Source organism: Pseudomonas sp. RIT-PI-r (assembly GCF_001297015.1).
Lineage (GTDB): Bacteria > Pseudomonadota > Gammaproteobacteria > Pseudomonadales > Pseudomonadaceae > Aquipseudomonas.
The window spans coordinates 87,956-105,768 of record NZ_LIGE01000043.1; the positions used below are offsets into that span (position 1 = coordinate 87,956).

Annotated in this window: 15 protein-coding genes; 5 read left to right on the forward strand and 10 right to left on the reverse strand. The window is 57.9% G+C overall.

Features of this window, described 5'->3' with window-relative positions; genetic code table 11:
• Window positions 1–37: 37 nt before the first annotated feature.
• On the reverse strand, window positions 38–745 hold the full coding sequence (locus tag AK821_RS26100) for a TetR/AcrR family transcriptional regulator (RefSeq protein ID WP_016986747.1): 708 nt from the start codon (window positions 743–745) through the stop codon (window positions 38–40).
• Window positions 746–974: 229 nt separating this feature from the next.
• Between AK821_RS26100 and lexA the strand changes: the two genes are divergently transcribed.
• Window positions 975–1,583: a transcriptional repressor LexA gene (gene lexA, locus AK821_RS26105; RefSeq protein ID WP_064392828.1), complete on the forward strand. Its 609-nt coding sequence runs from the start codon at window positions 975–977 to the stop codon at window positions 1,581–1,583.
• A gap of 10 nt (window positions 1,584–1,593) precedes the next feature.
• Entirely contained in the window at window positions 1,594–2,067 is a 474-nt protein-coding gene (gene sulA / locus AK821_RS26110; RefSeq protein WP_064392829.1) for an SOS-induced cell division inhibitor SulA, read from the forward strand.
• 98 nt (window positions 2,068–2,165) lie between these two features.
• On the opposite strand, the gene AK821_RS26115 is transcribed toward sulA, so the two are convergent.
• The 7 genes from AK821_RS26115 to AK821_RS26145 all read right to left on the reverse strand — a co-directional run bounded on the left by AK821_RS26115 (window position 2,166) and on the right by AK821_RS26145 (window position 10,565).
• Entirely contained in the window at window positions 2,166–2,399 is a 234-nt protein-coding gene (locus AK821_RS26115; protein WP_064392830.1) for a hypothetical protein, read from the reverse strand.
• A 106-nt stretch (window positions 2,400–2,505) separates the two neighbouring features.
• Window positions 2,506–3,030: a DUF6586 family protein gene (locus AK821_RS26120; protein ID WP_064392831.1), complete on the reverse strand. Its 525-nt coding sequence runs from the start codon at window positions 3,028–3,030 to the stop codon at window positions 2,506–2,508.
• A 143-nt stretch (window positions 3,031–3,173) separates the two neighbouring features.
• Window positions 3,174–5,804 carry a type I DNA topoisomerase gene (topA, locus tag AK821_RS26125; RefSeq protein ID WP_064392832.1) on the reverse strand — a complete coding sequence of 877 codons (2,631 nt, stop codon included), beginning with the start codon at window positions 5,802–5,804 and terminating at the stop codon, window positions 3,174–3,176.
• 114 nt (window positions 5,805–5,918) lie between these two features.
• Window positions 5,919–6,155, reverse strand: a complete 237-nt coding sequence (locus AK821_RS26130) for a DUF1653 domain-containing protein (protein WP_064392833.1) — start codon at window positions 6,153–6,155, stop codon at window positions 5,919–5,921.
• 98 nt (window positions 6,156–6,253) lie between these two features.
• Window positions 6,254–7,429, reverse strand: a complete 1,176-nt coding sequence (gene fadA / locus AK821_RS26135; RefSeq protein ID WP_007910465.1) for an acetyl-CoA C-acyltransferase FadA — start codon at window positions 7,427–7,429, stop codon at window positions 6,254–6,256.
• A gap of 32 nt (window positions 7,430–7,461) precedes the next feature.
• Window positions 7,462–9,609 carry a fatty acid oxidation complex subunit alpha FadB gene (gene fadB / locus AK821_RS26140; RefSeq protein ID WP_064392834.1) on the reverse strand — a complete coding sequence of 716 codons (2,148 nt, stop codon included), beginning with the start codon at window positions 9,607–9,609 and terminating at the stop codon, window positions 7,462–7,464.
• Window positions 9,610–10,127: 518 nt separating this feature from the next.
• Entirely contained in the window at window positions 10,128–10,565 is a 438-nt protein-coding gene (locus AK821_RS26145; RefSeq protein ID WP_064392835.1) for a hypothetical protein, read from the reverse strand.
• 103 nt (window positions 10,566–10,668) lie between these two features.
• On the opposite strand from AK821_RS26145, the gene AK821_RS26150 reads away from it, so the two are divergent.
• A complete protein-coding gene (locus tag AK821_RS26150; RefSeq protein WP_007910454.1) occupies window positions 10,669–11,106 on the forward strand; it encodes a universal stress protein in 438 nt (145 codons plus the stop codon).
• Between the two features lie 174 nt (window positions 11,107–11,280).
• Here the strand turns inward: AK821_RS26150 and AK821_RS26155 are convergent, their stop codons facing one another.
• Entirely contained in the window at window positions 11,281–13,203 is a 1,923-nt protein-coding gene (locus AK821_RS26155; protein ID WP_064392836.1) for an ATP-binding cassette domain-containing protein, read from the reverse strand.
• A gap of 214 nt (window positions 13,204–13,417) precedes the next feature.
• Here AK821_RS26155 and AK821_RS26160 point away from each other — a divergent pair, with 214 nt between their 5' ends.
• Window positions 13,418–15,346: a transglycosylase SLT domain-containing protein gene (locus AK821_RS26160; RefSeq protein ID WP_064392837.1), complete on the forward strand. Its 1,929-nt coding sequence runs from the start codon at window positions 13,418–13,420 to the stop codon at window positions 15,344–15,346.
• Window positions 15,347–15,499: 153 nt separating this feature from the next.
• On the opposite strand, the gene AK821_RS26165 is transcribed toward AK821_RS26160, so the two are convergent.
• Window positions 15,500–17,284: an ABC transporter transmembrane domain-containing protein gene (locus AK821_RS26165; RefSeq protein ID WP_064392838.1), complete on the reverse strand. Its 1,785-nt coding sequence runs from the start codon at window positions 17,282–17,284 to the stop codon at window positions 15,500–15,502.
• 255 nt (window positions 17,285–17,539) lie between these two features.
• Here AK821_RS26165 and AK821_RS26170 point away from each other — a divergent pair, with 255 nt between their 5' ends.
• Window positions 17,540–17,719: a PA1571 family protein gene (locus AK821_RS26170; RefSeq protein WP_064117840.1), complete on the forward strand. Its 180-nt coding sequence runs from the start codon at window positions 17,540–17,542 to the stop codon at window positions 17,717–17,719.
• Window positions 17,720–17,813 lie beyond the last annotated feature (94 nt).

A 17,813-nucleotide genomic window follows, 5' to 3' on the forward strand; every position in this document is an offset into this window, starting at 1 on the left:
TTAGCGGATACAGGCTCGCGCGCCCACCCGTGCGCGGTTAAACCTTGGCGGCGACCGGCGTTGATTTGCTGCGCGGACGCAGTTGCGCAGTGGCCATCGCCGTATCGGTGACGCCGGTTTCAGCGCGCATGCCAGCGGCGAGGAACGGCACCATCAGGCGCATGACTTGTTCGATGGAGGTATTGACGCCGAAATCGGTCTCGGCAATCGCACGCAGCGCCTTGATGCCGGACATGCTGAATGCCGCGGCGCCGAGCATGAAGTGCACGCGCCAGAACAGCTCGATCGGCGGGATGCGCGGCGCAGCTTCGTTGACGAGCAACATGTAGCGACGGAATACCTTGCCGTACATGTCTTCCAGATAACGGCGCAAGTGGCCTTGGCTCTGGCTGAACGCGAGACCGAGCAAACGCATGAAGATCGACAGGTCATTGCCGCTGCGCGGCTGAACCACAAGGGCTTGCTCGACGAGGATCTCCAACAGTTCTTCAAGCGTCGGCTTGTTTTCAGGCTTGGCCTGACGACGCTCCAGCTCTTTATCGAGGCTGATACAGAACGGCCCGAGGAAGCGCGAAAAAACCGCCTGAATCAGCGCCTTCTTCGAGCCGAAGTGATAGTTAACCGCTGCCAGGTTGACGCCAGCCTTGCTGGTGATCAAACGCAATGAGGTTTCAGCGAAACCTTTCTCCGCGAACAACTGCTCGGCAGCATCAAGAATGCGTTCAACGGTTTCCGACTGGGCCATGGCTACTCCGCCTGACAAACACTTGTTTGAAACATACGTTTCAGCCTGTGCCTTGTCAAGCCTCCCGGTTCGTTTTGGGAATGGTCGGTCAGCTATTTAACCACACAAGACGCGCGCATTAGTAAGCAAGGCTGCCGACCGTCCGGCGGCCTGCAAAAAAACGGGCATTGCCAAGACCGCTTCACTGTATATAATCCCAGTCACTGTATAAAAAGACAGAGCGATCAATATGCTAAAGCTGACGCCACGCCAAGCCGAGATTCTGGCCTTTATCAAACGTTGCCTCGAAGACAATGGCTACCCGCCAACCCGTGCGGAAATCGCTCAGGAACTGGGTTTCAAATCGCCCAATGCTGCTGAAGAACACCTCAAGGCCCTGGCCCGCAAAGGTGCGATCGAGATGACCCCAGGCGCCTCGCGGGGCATTCGTATTCCGGGCTTCGAAGCCAAGGCTGACGACTCCACCCTGCCAATCATTGGCCGGGTCGCCGCCGGTGCGCCCATCCTCGCCCAACAGCACATCGAAGAATCCTGCAACATCAATCCAGCCTTCTTTCATCCGCGCGCCGACTATCTGCTGCGCGTTCACGGTATGAGCATGAAGGACATAGGCATTTTCGACGGCGATTTGCTGGCGGTGCACACCACCCGCGAAGTACGCAACGGCCAGGTCGTCGTTGCACGCATCGGCGATGAAGTGACCGTCAAACGCTTCAAGCGTGAAGGCAGCAAGGTCTGGCTGATTGCTGAAAACCCCGAATTCGCCCCTATCGAAGTCGACCTGAAAGATCAGGAACTGGTGATCGAAGGCTTGAGTGTCGGCGTCATCCGCCGCTAAAGGAGGCTTTATGCAGTTCCCACACACACCTCAGCAAACACAACTGCCTTTATTCGAAGCGTTTCTGGCGCAACCGATGGCGCCGACCCTGAAAGAAGTGGTCGAACGTCCGTGGAATGCCGAACCTGAAGTATTCAGTGAGCTGTCACTGCGCGGTGCGGCCGGAAACTGCCTGAACCTGCTTGCCCCGATCCTCCGCGAGTTGAGCGAAGATCAGGACGCACGCTGGCTGACGCTGATTGCGCCACCGGCGAGTCTCACGCAAACCTGGTTGCGGGATGCCGGCCTGAATCGTGAGCGTATTCTACTGCTGCAACCGCGAGGCACTCAGAGCGCACAGCAACTGGCATGCGAAGCGTTGCGCCTGGGCCGCAGCCACACAGTGGTAACCTGGCTCAACCCGTTGAACAGCAGTTCACGCCAACAACTGATCAACGCTGCACGTACGGGCGACGCTCAAAGCCTGAATATTCGCTTGGGTTGATTAGCTGGTAAAAAGCGCTGAGTGAAGCGCAGGGCTTCTCCAGGGACAGAGAAGCCGATCTGAAGCGACAATGACAAAAAACTGAAAACAGGCAGGGATCAATGAAGAACCCGCGGCCCCTCGTCCTTATCAAATTCGCCTTCAATCATTCGACCTGCCATCTGCACGCCGACGCTCAACATCGCCTTGGCGATTTCCACGTGCTGGCCCTGCAGGAAGGTTTTGGCATCCTCGGAGAAATCCAGAGTCACCAGAGAACCTTCGTCCTCAGCCCTGCGCAGTTCGATTCGGCCGTCTGGTAACTCGACAATTTCTAGAAAGGACGTTGGCATATAGGTCTGTTCTCCACGAAAGGCAGGGATTATATAGACATCATTCAGGCTTCGCTCGGGATCTTGACCAGCAGCATGTTTCAGATTGCCACCGAGTCAATCCCCATCAACACTCGTTCAAGCCTTCGCGAAACCGGAGAGCCAAGCCTTTAAGGTTTTGCCGCCAGCTTTCCAACTCCTCTCGGCTCAACTCTTCAGGCGCCTCTTCTTCGTCAAGGTTAACGGCCTGAATCAATGGCTGAGTTACATCGCCTTTTGGCTTATGGGGCACGCGAGGCGGTTGAAACATCGCCGAATGCGCCGCCAGCAGTTTTGCCAGCCACGTTTCCGAGTTGCCTGCCAACTCGATCATTTCCGCCAGCTCCGGGATTGCGATCGACTCCAGCACTTCGCGCGTCAGCAGCAACTCTGCGCGTGGCGCATTGGCTTGTGGCAGGCGGTAGAAACCGGCAATTTCATGGCAAAGACCCAACAAGGCGCCGTAGAGGTGAAACAACGCGGATTCGCGCCCGGCCTGAATCAGCGCCAGAGAATTCATCGCCCGCCCCTCTTCTGCGCGAGCCAAAGCTTCCAGCGACAGGCCGGCAAAATAGATCTTCTGGTTGGTACGGGTATAGAGTTCGTGGGCCATGAAGGCAGTCTCCACTACGAAATAATTGCTTCACACAGGCCGCACAGTGTCATGGATCAGTCGATCCCACCGCAAGCACAAAACAAAAAGGCCGCATGAAAACCCGAGGGTGTTCATGCGGCCTTTCAGTATCAGGCTAATGCTTACTCAGCTTTGGCCTTCGTACGCTTGTCTTCAACCGTCCACTTGCCGCCGTCGTAATAAGCCTTCCAACCGGTAGGTTTGCCATCGACTTCGGTCTGCACGTATTGCTCCTTGGTCTTGCGGCTGTAGCGGATGACCGCAGGCAGACCATCAGGATCCTTCTGCGGTGCTTCGCACAGGAAGTGATACTTCGGATCAATCTCGTCCTTGTGCGGCAGAATCTCGATCACCAACGGAGCACGTGTCTCGCGGTTTTTCGGGAACTGACTGGCCGCGAGGAACAAACCAGATGCTCCGTCGCGCAGGATGTAGGTGTCGTTGACCTTTTCGCATTTCAGCTCGGGCATCTTCACCGGATCCATCTTCGGCGGCGCTGCGTCACCACTCTTCAGCAGCTTGCGAGTGTTCTTGCAGGTCGGATTGGTGCAACCGAAAAACTTGCCGAAACGACCGGTCTTGAGTTGCATCTCACTGCCGCACTTATCGCACTCCAGACTCGGACCTTCATAGCCCTTGATGCGATAGCTGCCCTCTTCGATTTCGTAGCCCGCGCAATCCGGGTTGTTACCGCAGATGTGCAGCTTGCGCTTCTCGTCGAGCAGGTAAGCGTCCATCGCCGTGCTACAGATCGGGCAACGATGCTTGCCACGCAGTACCAAAGATTCCGATTCACCTTCGTCGTCCGCAGCGATTTCATCGCCCGGCACCAGGTTGACGGTGGCCTTGCAGCGCTCTTTCGGTGGCAGGCTGTAACCCGAGCAACCAAGGAACACGCCGGTCGATGCGGTACGAATCTGCATCGGACGACCACAGGTGGTGCACGGAATGTCAGTCATCACCGGCTGGTTGGCACGCATGCCGTTGTCCGGATTCTCCGCAACTTCGAGTTTCTTTTTGAAGTCGCCGTAGAACTCGTCCAGCACGCTTTTCCAGTCGCGCTCGCCCTGCGCCACATCATCGAGATTCTCTTCCATGCCGGCGGTGAAGCCGTAGTCCATCAGGTTCGAGAAGCTTTCAGAGAGACGCTCGGTAACGATATCGCCCATCTTTTCCGAATAGAAACGACGGTTATGCAGGGTCACGTAACCGCGATCCTGAATGGTCGAAATGATCGCTGCATAAGTCGAAGGACGACCAATACCGCGTTTTTCCATTTCTTTCACCAGGCTGGCTTCCGAGTAACGGGCCGGCGGTTTGGTGAAGTGCTGGGACGGATCGAGCTTGATCAGCTTCATCACGTCGCCCTGCGCCATATCAGGCAGAACGTCGTCATCGCCCGGCTTGGCAATCTGCGGCATGACGCGGGTGTAACCGTCGAACTTGAGGATACGGCCTTTGGCACGCAGCTCGAAATCGCCAGCACCGACGCTGACAGTGGTGGACAGGTATTGCGCCGGCAGCATCTGGCAAGCGAGGAACTGGCGCCAGATCAGCTCGTAGAGCCGTTCAGCGTCACGCTCCATGCCCGCCAGCTTACTTGGAATAGTGTTGGCGTCAGAAGGACGAATCGCTTCGTGAGCCTCTTGTGCGCCTTCCTTGCTGCTGTAGACGTTCGGCGTTTCCGGCAGGTACTTCTTGCCGAACTCGTCTTCGATATAGGCACGCGCCATCGTCACGGCATCGGCCGAGAGGTTGGTCGAGTCGGTACGCATATAGGTGATGTAGCCGGCTTCGTACAGACGCTGGGCCATCATCATGGTTTTCTTCACACCGAAGCCCAGGCGGTTACTTGCAGCCTGTTGCAGAGTCGAGGTGATGAACGGAGCCGAAGGCTTGCTGCTGGTCGGCTTGTCTTCGCGTTTGACGATGCTGTAGCTGGAAGCCTTGAGCTTCTCCAGCGCGGCCGTGGCCTGGGCTTCGTTGAGCGGCTTGAAGGCTTCGCCTTTTTCGCGAGCCACTTCGAAACGCACGGTCGAGCCTTTGGCGGTGCCGAGATCGGCATGCACTTCCCAGTACTCTTCCGGGTTGAACGCACGAATTTCGCGCTCACGCTCAACGACCAGCTTTACGGCTACCGATTGCACGCGACCGGCGGACAGGCCACGGGCAATCTTCGCCCAAAGCAGCGGCGAGACCATGTAACCGACAACGCGGTCAAGGAAACGACGTGCCTGTTGAGCGTTGACACGATCAATGTCCAGCTCGCCCGGCTTGGAGAACGCTTCCTGAATCGCCTTCTTGGTGATCTCGTTGAACACCACGCGCTTGTAACGGCTGTCGTCACCACCGATGGCTTCGCGCAGGTGCCAGGCAATGGCTTCCCCCTCGCGATCCAAGTCGGTTGCGAGATAGATGGTGTCAGCATCTTTGGCGAGCCGGCGCAGCTCTTCGATGACCTTCTCTTTGCCCGGGAGGATCTCGTACTTGGCTTTCCAGCCATGATCGGGATCGACACCCATACGCGAGACCAGTTGCTTGCGCGCTTTCTCTTTCGGCGAGAGCACCGGACCTTCGCCCGCAGCAGCCTTGCCGCGCTTGGCGGCTGGCTCTTTGCTGGCGCTAGCCGAACCGCTGGTGGGCAGGTCTCGGATATGGCCGATACTCGACTTCACCACGTATTGGTTACCCAGATACTTGTTGATGGTCTTGGCCTTAGCCGGGGATTCCACAATGACCAGCGATTTGCCCATGGATCAGAAAATTCCTGAATTCTAGAAGTGAAAGGCGGTTGGCGCCTGACGCGGCACCGCTATATATAGTTGATACAAGGTGAGGTCAAGCACAGGGTTCTGTGCGCACTCGCCTTATGCCTTGGAAAAAAGGCTTGGCTCGGCTTGCACCAAAGCAAAGCGTGGCACCTGCTCGCCGTCAACCTCGACTGACTCGAGGAACATGCTCAGAGGGCGCACCCAAAAGCCGTATTCCCCATACAGGGCTTGGTAAAACACCACTTCTTCTTCGGTCTCTGAATGCCGCGCCACACTGAATACGCGGTACTGCGGACCTTTGTAATGTTGGTAGAGCCCAGGTTGTATCGGCATGTGTTGGCGCTCACTCAAATTTTTTCAAAATAAAAACAAAATAAATCCACAAAAACAAAAACCGGGGCACTTGGCCCCGGCTTCCATCAACGAGACGCTTAGACGCGTTCGAAGACGGTGGAGATGCCTTGGCCAAGACCAATGCACATAGTGGCCACCCCGAAGGTGCCGCTATTCTGCTTCATCACGTTCAGCAAGGTGCCGGAAATACGGGCACCGGAGCAACCGAACGGGTGACCCAGGGCGATCGCGCCGCCGTGCAGGTTAACCTTCTCGTTCATCTTGTCGAGCACTTTCAGATCTTTCAGCACTGGCAGGGCCTGTGCGGCGAAAGCTTCGTTGAGCTCGAAGAAGTCGATATCGTTGATGCCAAGACCCGCGCGTTTCAGCGCTTTTTGTGTCGCCGGAACTGGACCATAGCCCATGATTGCCGGATCCACACCCGCCACTGCCATCGAACGGATAACCGCCATTGGCTGGATACCCAGATCCTGTGCACGTTGCGCCGACATCACGATCATGCACGAAGCACCATCGGTGATCTGCGACGAAGTACCGGCAGTCACGGTGCCGCCCTTTGGATTGAAGGCAGGCTTGAGGGCCGCCAGACTTTCCAGGGTGGTTTCCGGACGAATGGTTTCGTCGTAGTCGAACAGTTTCAGGAAACCGTTCTCGTCGTAGCCCTGCATCGGGATGATTTCGTCTTTGAACTTGCCTTCCACAGTAGCCTTGTGGGCCAACTGGTGGGAACGCACGCCGAAAGCATCTTGCTGCTCGCGAGTGATGCCGTGCATTTTGCCGAGCATTTCAGCGGTCAGGCCCATCATGCCCGAGGCTTTTGCCGCGTACAGCGACATGTGCGGGTTCGGATCGACACCGTGCATCATGCTCACGTGACCCATATGCTCGACGCCGCCAACCACGAACACGTCACCGTTGCCGGTCATGATCGCTTGCGCAGCAGTGTGCAAAGCACTCATCGACGAGCCACACAGACGGCTGACGGTCTGACCGGCCGAGGTGTGCGGGATCTGGGTCATCAGCGACGCCATGCGCGCGATGTTCCAGCCCTGCTCCAGGGTCTGGTTGACGCAGCCCCAGATCACGTCCTCGACTTCAGCAGGATCGACCTTGGCGTTGCGCTCCAGCAATTTGCTGATCAGGTGCGCCGACATGTCTTCGGCGCGGGTGTTGCGGTGCATGCCGCCCTTGGAGCGGCCCATCGGAGTACGACCGAAGTCGACAATCACGACGTCTCTTGGATTCAAGCTCATAAAATTTCACTCTCGCTCAAAAGTTGGGACGCTTAACCGAAGAACCGTTGGCCGGTTTTGGCCATTTCACGCAGTTTCGCGGTCGGGTGGTACAGCGCGCCCAAATCAGCGTACTGGTCAGCCAGGGCAACGAACTCGGCAACACCGATCGAGTCGATGTAGCGCAGCGCACCGCCACGGAATGGAGGGAAACCGATACCGTAGACCAGACCCATGTCGGCTTCGGCGGCAGTTTCAACAATGCCGTCTTCCAGGCAACGCACGGTTTCCAGGCACAGCGGGATCATCATCCAGTTGATGATGTCTTCGTCAGTGACTTCGCGCTGCTCGTAAACGATCGGCTTGAGCACTTCCAGTACCGACGGATCGGCAACTTTCTTCTGCTTGCCTTTCTTGTCGGCCTCGTAGGCGTAGAAGCCCTTGCCGTTCTTCTGACCCAGGCGCTTGGCTTCGTACAGCACGTCGATGGCCGAACGACGGTCATCCTTCATGCGATCCGGGAAGCCTTCAGCCATTACGTCACGACCATGGTGACCGGTGTCGATACCGACCACGTCCATCAGGTATGCCGGGCCCATCGGCCAGCCGAATTTTTCCATGACCTTGTCGATACGGACGAAGTCGACACCGGCGCTGACCAGCTTGGCGAAACCGCCGAAGTACGGGAACAGGACGCGGTTGACCAGGAAGCCCGGGCAGTCGTTGACGACGATCGGGTTCTTGCCCATTTTCTTGGCGTAGGCCACGGTGGTGGCAACCGCCAGCTCACTCGACTTCTCGCCACGGATCACTTCAACCAGCGGCATCATGTGCACCGGGTTGAAGAAGTGCATACCGACGAAGTTTTCCGGACGCTTGAGGGCCTTGGCCAGCAAACTGATAGAAATTGTCGAGGTGTTGGACGCGAGGATGGTGTCCTCTTTGACCTGACCTTCGACTTCAGCCAGTACGGCTTGCTTGACCTTCGGGTTCTCGACCACAGCTTCGACCACCAGATCGACGTGACCGAAGTCGCCGTAGGACAGGGTCGGACGAATGGCGTTGAGCACTTCAGCCATTTTCGCCGCGGTCATGCGGCCTTTATCAACGCGGCCAACCAGCAGTTTGGCGGCTTCGGCCAGCCCCTGCTCGATACCGTGCTCGTTGATGTCCTTCATCAGGATCGGCGTGCCTTTGGAGGCCGACTGATAAGCGATACCGCCACCCATGATGCCGGCGCCGAGTACAGCGGCCTGCTTCACGTCTTTGGCGATTTCGTCATAAGCCTTGGCCTTTTTCTTCAGCTCCTGATCGTTCAGGAACAGACCGATCAAGCTCTGCGCGGCAGAGGTCTTGGCCAGTTTGACGAAACCGGCGGCTTCGACTTCCAGCGCCTTGTCACGACCGAAGTTCGCGGCTTTCTGGATGGTCTTGATCGCTTCAACCGGTGCCGGGTAGTTCGGGCCAGCTTGCCCTGCCACGAAACCTTTGGCGGTTTCGAAAGCCATCATTTGTTCAATGGCGTTCAGCTTGAGTTTTTCAAGTTTTGGCTGACGCTTGGCCTTGAAGTCAAACTCGCCGGAGATGGCGCGCTTGATCAGTTCGAGGGCAGCTTCCTGCAGTTTCTCTGGAGCAACCACGGCGTCGACGGCGCTGACTTTCAGAGCGTCTTCAGGGCGGTTTTCCTTGCCGGCGGCAATCCATTCGATGGCGTTGTCGACACCGATCAGACGCGGCAGGCGCACCGTACCGCCGAAGCCTGGGTAGATGCCCAGTTTGACTTCCGGCAGACCGATCTTGGCTTTGGTCGACATGACGCGATAGTCAGCCGCCAGGCACATTTCCAGACCGCCGCCCAAAGCGATGCCATTGATGGCCGCTACAGTCGGAACATTGAGGTCTTCGAAATCGCTGAAGATCTTGTTGGCTTCGAGATTGCCAGCAACCAGCTCGGCATCCGGCAGCTTGAAGTTCTCGACAAATTCGGTGATGTCGGCGCCGACGATGAACACGTCCTTGCCACTGCTGACGATCACGCCCTTGATCGAAGCATCTGCCTTGATGGTGTCTACGGCCTGACGCAGTTCGTTCAGGGTTAGACGGTTGAACTTGTTGACGGACTCACCCTTGAGGTCGAATTTCAATTCGACGATGCCACTTTCAAGAGCTTTAACCGTGATGGCTTTACCTTCGTAAATCATCAACTGATCTCCACGATATGGAAGCTGAACAGTACACGTCGGACGCAGGCGAATGGCTCGGCAGGACGCTTTTTCGTCGATGCTAACGCCAATCCACCCGGCACACCCGCCAACGCGATAGTCGGGATTCTGTAGGAGCAGTCTGTAAGACAAACGCTCAATTCATACGCCCGTTTGATTTGGGTACGTCACCTTCACGGAATTTCCGACAATTGTCAATCGCCCAAAATACGGGTTGAAAAGCGACTTTGCGGTCATTTCTGTAAGACGAAGACCCGCAACACGCATCTGCATGTGAAGTCATTCATAGAATCAATAGTTAGAAAAGTCGCCCTAATTCGCCGCAGCTATTGTTTAAAGGGCTACGCTGGAGTGACTAGACGGAGATGTCGCTGACCGAGTCAACGTGAAAAGAGTTTCCGGCCTGCCTGGCCAACCCCGCCCGATGAATCATGTCGGGCTTTTTATTGCGCGTCTGCCGGACGTTTCACACCGTTGCAGTGCGAAAAGTCCGCGCGTCATGCCAGCGCTTTCAGAGTGGCGTCGATATCCTGCAAAACCGTGGCTTCGCCCTTCTCGCCCCAATACAGAGCGATCATCTGCTTGTCCGCCTCGACTTTGAAAACATTGCCCGGCAACTTTTCGAAATGATTGAGCAGCGTTTGATCCTCGCAGACTTCCTGCCACTGATTGACCCATACACCCGGCGATTTCTGCCAGTAAGTCCAGCAGACAGGCTGCTTGCTCCGACGTGGCCGATGATACTGCGCACAAGGATTCGGTGGCTCTTGCGCCAGCCAGTGCGGCCATTCCTGAGGCGCCAGCTGCATGGCCAGGCCGATGCGCCGCGCCTCCATACGCAGGGCGATTCGACCGCTTTGCGCGCGCGATGGACGCAACCACGCCAGCGGACTTAAAACCACCAGCAGGATTGACACCACTAACCAGACCGTCATATCTCTATTCCCAATTCTCGGTGAGCGCATTGTGTCACTTTGGAACCAATGCGCTTGAAACCAGCCATACTTAACAATATTGAAACCTCACGAGGAGCACCTCATGCCCTACCACCACATCCTGGTCGCTGTAGATCTGACCGAAGAGTGCGACCCTGTGATCCACCGCGCCCGCGAGCTTTCCGTGAGCAATGGCGCCAAGCTGTCGCTGGTGCATATTGTCGAACCGATGGCCATGGCGTTCGGCGGCGACGTGCCGATGGATCTGTCACAACTGCAACAACAGCAGTTTGATCAGGCCAAGGAGCGCCTGGAGCGTTTGAAGCTCAAGTACTCCGAACTCGAAGGCGCCAACTGCCACCTGACTTATGGCCAGCCACGCCAGGAAATCCATCATTTCGCCAAGGAACAAGCGTGCGATCTGATCGTGGTCGGCAGTCATGGTCGTCACGGCCTGGCCTTGCTGCTCGGCTCGACCGCCAACGACGTGCTGCACGGCGCGCCATGCGATGTATTGGCAGTACACCTGGTCAAACGTTGAAACACCGTTCCATGTAGGAGTGAGCCTGCTCGCGATAGCGTTCTGACAGTCGACGAATCCGTTGAATGCCAAACCGCTATCGCGAGCAGGCTCACTCCTACAAGGGAGCTGCGTTTACATATGAAAAGCCCGGCGTTCATCACTGAACGCCGGGCTTTTTCACATCAGGATCAATCAGGCATCCAGCTCGGCCCAACGCTCCACCAACGCATCCAGCTCAACCTGTAACTGCTCCAGCGAAGCAATCACCTTGGCCGTATCAGCTGCAGGACGCTGATAGAAACCTGCGTCAGCCATTTCAGCTTCCACGGCAGCGATCTGCTGTTCCTTGGCGTCGATATCGCCCGGCAACGCTTCCAGCTCGCGTTGCAGCTTGTAGCTCAACTTCTTCTTTGCGGCCGGGGCTGCGGCGGCAGGCGCTGCAACGACTGCTGGCTCGGCAGTGACCACCGCCGAATTCAGATCAGCCTTGCCCGACTTGCTTTCAGTCACGCCCAGCAGACGCGGCGAGCCGCCCTGACGGATCCAGTCCTGATAACCACCGACGTACTCACGCACCTTGCCTTCGCCTTCGAAGACCAGCGTGCTGGTCACCACGTTGTCGAGGAATGCCCGGTCGTGGCTGACCATCAGCACGGTACCGTTGAAGGTCAGCAGCACTTCTTCGAGCAGTTCCAGCGTTTCCACGTCGAGGTCGTTGGTCGGTTCGTCGAGCACCAGCAGATTCGCCGGTTTGCTGAACAGTTTGGCCAGCAACAGACGTGCACGCTCACCACCCGACAGCGCCTTGACCGGCGTGCGGGCACGCTGCGGGCTGAACAGGAAGTCACCGAGGTAGCTGAGAACGTGGCGGCTCTGACCGTCGATATCGATGAAGTCGCGACCTTCGGCGACGTTGTCGATCACGGTTTTTTCCAGATCCAGCTGATGACGCAACTGGTCGAAATACGCCACGTCGATCCGTGTGCCCTCCTCCACTTTGCCGCTGGTCGGTTGCAGACCGCTGAGCATCAGTTTCAGCAGGGTGGTCTTGCCGGTACCGTTGGCGCCGAGCAGACCAATCCGGTCGCCGCGCGTCAGTACCATCGAGAAATCCTTGATCAGGAACGGGCCGCCCGGGTGAGCGAAACTCACGTTCTCGAGCACCATCACCTGCTTGCCCGACTTGTCGGCAGTGTCCAGCTGAATGTTGGCCTTGCCAGTGCGCTCACGACGCTCGCTACGCTCGACGCGCAACGCTTTCAGGGCGCGGACGCGACCTTCGTTACGGGTGCGACGGGCCTTGATGCCCTGGCGGATCCAGACTTCTTCCTGGGCCAGTTTCTTGTCGAACAGCGCGTTGGCGGTTTCTTCAGCGGCCAGCGCGGCTTCTTTGTGCACGAGGAAGCTGGCGTAGTCGCCGTTCCAGTCGATCAGGCCGCCGCGATCCAGTTCGAGAATGCGCGTCGCGAGGTTTTGCAGGAAGGAACGGTCGTGCGTGATGAACAGCACGGCGCCCTGGAAATCTTTCAGTGCTTCTTCGAGCCAGGCAATCGCACCGATGTCCAGGTGGTTGGTCGGTTCGTCGAGCAGCAGCAGATCCGGTTCGGACACCAGCGCCTGCGCCAGCAGCACGCGCCGACGCCAGCCGCCGGACAACTGGGCGAGGGTCTTGTCGGCCGGCAGTTGCAAGCGGCTCAAGGTGCTTTCGACCAGAGTCTGCAAACGCCAGCCATCACGGGCCTCGAGATCTTGCTGAACGTGCATCAGCTTGTTCAGGTCTTCTTCAGTGACGCAGTTCTGCGCGAGGTGATGGTACTCGGCGAGCAACGCGCCCACGCCATCAAGGCCTTCAGCGACCACGTCGAACACCGTCCGATCGTCGGCCACTGGCAATTCTTGCGGCAATTCGCCGATTTTCAGACCGGGGGCACGCCACACCGAGCCGTCATCGGGCTTCTGGTCGCCCTTGACCAGTTTCATCATGCTGGACTTGCCAGTGCCGTTGCGGCCGATGATGCACACCCGCTCACCACGGGCGATCTGCCAGGACACCTTGTCCAACAACGGCATAGCGCCGAACGCAAGGGACACATCGCTGAATTTGAGCAGGGTCATGAGCTTCTCCAAAAACCGGGCGCGCATTCTACCTGAGTTAGGGCTTCAGCAGGCCGGCAATTTGTCTGTCGAAGCACTCTGCACAACAATTGTTGCGAACTTGTGCTGCGAGGCCGGCAAAGCTTTCGCCGCTTGCTGGCAAAAGGCTAAGCTACAGATAATTCAGTGCTGATTCGTGTCGGCACTTGTCATGATTTCTCTGCCCGGATGTCTCATGCGCAGTCGCCTTTTCAGTGTTTTGTCCTGTTTGCTACTTACCGCCGCTGCCGTTCAATCCGCCCAGGCGGTGGACCTGTCCACCCAACGCCAGTATTACGATGAAGCCAAGCGTGCGCTGGCCAAAGGCGATACTGGCCCGTATTTCCGTTACAGTCAGGCGCTGGCCGATTATCCGCTGGAACCGTACCTGGCCTACGACGAACTGACCGCGCGCCTGAAAACCGCAAGCAACGCGGAGATCGAAAAATTCCTCGCCGAGCACGGTGACCTGCCCCAGGCCAACTGGATGAAGTTGCGCTGGTTGCGCTGGCTCGCCGACCGTGGCGACTGGGCAACCTTCGTCAAATACTACGATCCGAAACTCAACTTCACCGAACTGGACTGCCTCAACGCGCAATACCAGATCACCCACGACAAGAAAGCCGAAGGTTATGCCAATGCCGAAAAGCTCTGGCTGACCGGTAAATCGCAACCCGCCGCGTGTGACGCGTTGTTCGGCATTTGGGCCGCTGATGGCCAACTGACTGAACAGAAGCGCTGGGAGCGCACCAAGCTCGCTGCTCAGGCGCGCAACTATCCTCTGGCAAACAGCCTGGTCAACGGTCTGACCACCCTCGCCCCGCGCGGTCGCTTGTTGGTTGATGTGGCGCAAAAACCGGAGCTGCTCAATCAGCCATCGCGCTTTACCCCGGCCGACGAACCGATGTCCGACGTGGTCAGCCTCGGCCTGCGCCGCCTCGCCCGTCAGGATCCGGACAAGGCCATGGCAATGCTGGACGGATACGCCAGCAGCATGCATTTCTCCCGCGATGAGAAAGTCGCGATCGCTCGGGAAATCGGCCTGACCCTGGCCCGGCGTTTCGACAGTCGCGCGCTGGACGTGATGACCAAGTATGACCCCGAGCTGCGTGACAACACGGTTTCCGAATGGCGCCTGCGCCTGCTGTTGCGTCTGGCTCGCTGGGACGACGCCTATCAACTGACCAAGCGTCTGCCGCAAGACCTCGCCACCACCAACCGCTGGCGCTATTGGCAGGCGCGCAGTCTGGAACTGGCGCAGCCACAGAACCCCGAGGCGCAAACCCTGTACAAAAACCTCGCGCGCGAGCGTGATTTCTACGGTTTCCTCGCCGCTGACCGCTCGCAATCGCCGTACTCGCTGAACAACAAGCCATTGATGCTCAGCCAGGCGCTGATCAACAAGGTGCGCAACACCCCGGGCGTCCGCCGTGCGCTGGAATTCCATGCTCGCGGGCAGATCGTCGACGGTCGCCGCGAGTGGTATCACGTCAGCCGCCATTTCAACCGCGATGAGATGGTTGCCCAGGCAAAACTCGCTTATGACCTGAAATGGTACTTCCCGGCGATCCGCACCATCAGTCAGGCGCAGTACTGGGACGATCTGGATATTCGTTTCCCGATGGCCCACCGCGACACCCTCGTGCGTGAAGCCAAGGTACGCGGCCTGCACTCGAGCTGGGTGTTTGCCATCACCCGCCAGGAAAGCGCCTTCATGGACGACGCGCGCTCCGGCGTCGGCGCCAGCGGCCTGATGCAGCTGATGCCCGGCACCGCCAAGGAAACCGCGCGCAAGTTCAGCATCCCGCTGGCCTCGCCGCAGCAAGTGCTCGATCCGGACAAAAACATCCAGCTCGGCGCCGCTTACCTGAGCCAGGTGCACAGCCAGTTCAACGGCAACCGCGTCCTCGCCTCCGCTGCCTACAACGCAGGCCCCGGTCGCGTACGCCAATGGCTGCGTGGCGCCGATCACCTGAGTTTCGACGTCTGGGTGGAAAGTATCCCGTTCGACGAAACCCGCCAGTACGTGCAGAACGTACTGTCGTACTCGGTGATCTACGGCCAGAAACTCAACTCGCCACAGCCGCTGGTGGATTGGCACGAACGCTACTTCGATGATCAATGACCTGTAGGAGCTGCCGCAGGCTGCGATCTTTTGATCCTGCTTATAAAAATGCCCGCATTTTCATGCGGGCATTTTTAGATCAAAAGATCGCAGCCTGCGGCAGCTCCTACAGGTGCCTATAGACCGATCATCCCCCGATGCAAGCAATACCCATCAGAGTTGATCAGCCGTGACTTTTCCATCATTGAACTGCAACGCCGCCAACCGTGCATACAGCGGATTGCTGGCAATCAACTCCTGATGAGTACCAATGGCCACAAGTTTGCCCTGATCCATCACCGCAATCCGGTCAGCGTTTTTCACCGTGGCCAGTCGATGCGCGATCACCAGGGTAGTGCGATTCTGCATCAGACTCGGCAGCGCTTCCTGAATCAGGTGTTCGCTCTGTGCATCGAGGGCGCTGGTGGCTTCGTCCAGCAGCAGGATCGGTGCGTCGACCAGCAACGCCCGGGCAATCGCCAGACGCTGACGCTGACCACCGGAAAGACCGAGACCACCATCGCCGAGATGGGTCTGGTAACCGTTGGGCATGTTTTCGATAAAATCGTGGGCGTGAGCAATCTTTGCGGCTTCCTTGACCTGCGCCAGCGTCGCCCCGGGGTTACCGTAACGAATATTCTCTTCAACGCTGCCGAAAAACAGCGCCGGCGACTGTGACACCAAAGCGAAATGGCGGCGCAAATCCAGCGGATCAAGACGGGTCAACGGCACACCATCAATGAGGATCTGCCCCTCCAGCGGGTCGTAAAAACGCAACAGCAAGTCATATACCGTGGACTTACCGGCGCCGGACGGCCCGACCAGTGCCAGTGTCTCACCAGCCCGAATGGTCAGATTCAAGCCATTGACCGCGTAGCTTTCAGGACGCGAGGGGTAGGAAAAGCGCACGTCCTGCAATTGCAGTTCGCCTCGCACGCGCTGCGGCAAGGTCACCAGCCCGGTGGTGGGTGGCTGGATGATGTTTTCCGAACCGAGCAGTTCCGCGATGCGCTCAGCGGCCCCTGCTGCTCGCTGCAGTTCGCCAATCACCTCGCTCAAGGTGCCAATGGCACTGCCGACAATCAGGCTGTAAAAGACAAACGCCGCCAGTTCGCCACCGGTGATGCGTCCGGCGATCACGTCCATGCCGCCGACCCACAACATCACCGCCACCGCGCCGAGCACCAGCACGATCACCATGGTGATCATCCACGAGCGCTGGAAGATGCGTTTGCGCGCCGTGTCGAAAGCGTCCTCGACCGTTGTCGCAAAACGGCGCTCATCCTGGACCTGGTGGTTGTAGGCCTGCACGGTTTTGATCTGGCCAAGGGTTTCCGACACATAGCTGCCGATATCGGCGACCCGGTCCTGGCTCAAACGCGACAGATTGCGCACGCGTCGGCCGAAAATCAGGATCGGCGCAACCACGAACGGTAAGGCAATCACCACGATGCTGGTGAGTTTCGCGTTGGTCACGAACAACAGGATGACACCGCCGATGACCATCAGCAGGTTGCGCAGGAACATCGACAGCGATGAGCCGATCACCGATTGCAGGAGTGTCGTGTCGGCGGTCAGCCGCGACTGGATCTCCGAACTGCGGTTGTTCTCATAGAAGCCGGGGTGCAGATAAACCAGATGGTTGAACACCTCGCGGCGAATATCGGCCACGCAACGCTCGCCGATCCACGACACCCAGTAAAACCGCGCGAACGTGCCGACCGCCAGGCCCAGCACCATCAACATGAAGATGCCGATACTCTGGTTGAGCTGATGCGGCGACTGGGTCATGAAGCCGCGGTCGACCAACAATTTGATCCCCTGCCCCATCGACAACGTGACGGCAGCAGTGACGATCAACGCCAGCAGCGCACCGATGACCTGCCAGCGGTAAGGGGCCAGAAATCGGCTGGTCAGACGCAGGGCGCGCCGGTGCCTGGAAGAAAGCTTCGGGGTCATTCAGGTACACATCCGTGTTGATGAAAGGGCTAGCCTAAACCTTCTTGGGGCGGAACTCTGTAAATCACAATGAGTCAGGTTAAATATGCCCCCAAAGACTAGGCCATAGTTGCTATTGGTCTAATGGCCGGGTTGAGACGAGCGGTCATTTCTGTTGGAGTGGAGTTGCCACCATCGACAGACCGCAGGGAGTTGTCACAGCCCGGTCACGTGGCGGTTTTAACTTAGGCGTACAACCTGATGAGGAGACAGGCCATGTCCTTGCAACACAGCAGCGATGACAAGATTGAAGTGATCCGCACCAAACCCGGCCAGACTCTGGGTTGCTCGATTATCGATAAGGATGGGCGCGAAGTACCGATCACTGAAGACATGATCCAGGACGCCTGCCGCGAACTGGAGAAGCGATTGGTCAAGCCTGCCGAACAAGAGTGATATAGCCACCGTCTTCCTGACCCGGCCCCTTTGGCCGGGTTTTTTCTGTCTGCAGATCAGGTATTTGTAGCGCGGCCTTCGCGAGCAGGCTCGC

What these genes read in the sequence shown, in the direction of transcription:
- AK821_RS26130 (WP_064392833.1), bottom strand. Translation starts at nt 6,155, where the DNA reads ATGCCGATACAACCTGGGCTCTACCAACATTACAAAGGTCCGCAGTAC.
- AK821_RS26145 (WP_064392835.1), bottom strand. Translation starts at nt 10,565, where the DNA reads ATGACGGTCTGGTTAGTGGTGTCAATCCTGCTGGTGGTTTTAAGTCCG.
- AK821_RS26160 (WP_064392837.1), top strand. Translation starts at nt 13,418, where the DNA reads ATGCGCAGTCGCCTTTTCAGTGTTTTGTCCTGTTTGCTACTTACCGCC.
- AK821_RS26100 (WP_016986747.1), bottom strand. Translation starts at nt 745, where the DNA reads ATGGCCCAGTCGGAAACCGTTGAACGCATTCTTGATGCTGCCGAGCAG.
- topA (WP_064392832.1), bottom strand. Translation starts at nt 5,804, where the DNA reads ATGGGCAAATCGCTGGTCATTGTGGAATCCCCGGCTAAGGCCAAGACC.
- AK821_RS26170 (WP_064117840.1), top strand. Translation starts at nt 17,540, where the DNA reads ATGTCCTTGCAACACAGCAGCGATGACAAGATTGAAGTGATCCGCACC.
- fadB (WP_064392834.1), bottom strand. Translation starts at nt 9,609, where the DNA reads ATGATTTACGAAGGTAAAGCCATCACGGTTAAAGCTCTTGAAAGTGGC.
- AK821_RS26115 (WP_064392830.1), bottom strand. Translation starts at nt 2,399, where the DNA reads ATGCCAACGTCCTTTCTAGAAATTGTCGAGTTACCAGACGGCCGAATC.
- fadA (WP_007910465.1), bottom strand. Translation starts at nt 7,429, where the DNA reads ATGAGCTTGAATCCAAGAGACGTCGTGATTGTCGACTTCGGTCGTACT.
- AK821_RS26155 (WP_064392836.1), bottom strand. Translation starts at nt 13,203, where the DNA reads ATGACCCTGCTCAAATTCAGCGATGTGTCCCTTGCGTTCGGCGCTATG.
- lexA (WP_064392828.1), top strand. Translation starts at nt 975, where the DNA reads ATGCTAAAGCTGACGCCACGCCAAGCCGAGATTCTGGCCTTTATCAAA.
- AK821_RS26120 (WP_064392831.1), bottom strand. Translation starts at nt 3,030, where the DNA reads ATGGCCCACGAACTCTATACCCGTACCAACCAGAAGATCTATTTTGCC.
- AK821_RS26150 (WP_007910454.1), top strand. Translation starts at nt 10,669, where the DNA reads ATGCCCTACCACCACATCCTGGTCGCTGTAGATCTGACCGAAGAGTGC.
- sulA (WP_064392829.1), top strand. Translation starts at nt 1,594, where the DNA reads ATGCAGTTCCCACACACACCTCAGCAAACACAACTGCCTTTATTCGAA.
- AK821_RS26165 (WP_064392838.1), bottom strand. Translation starts at nt 17,284, where the DNA reads ATGACCCCGAAGCTTTCTTCCAGGCACCGGCGCGCCCTGCGTCTGACC.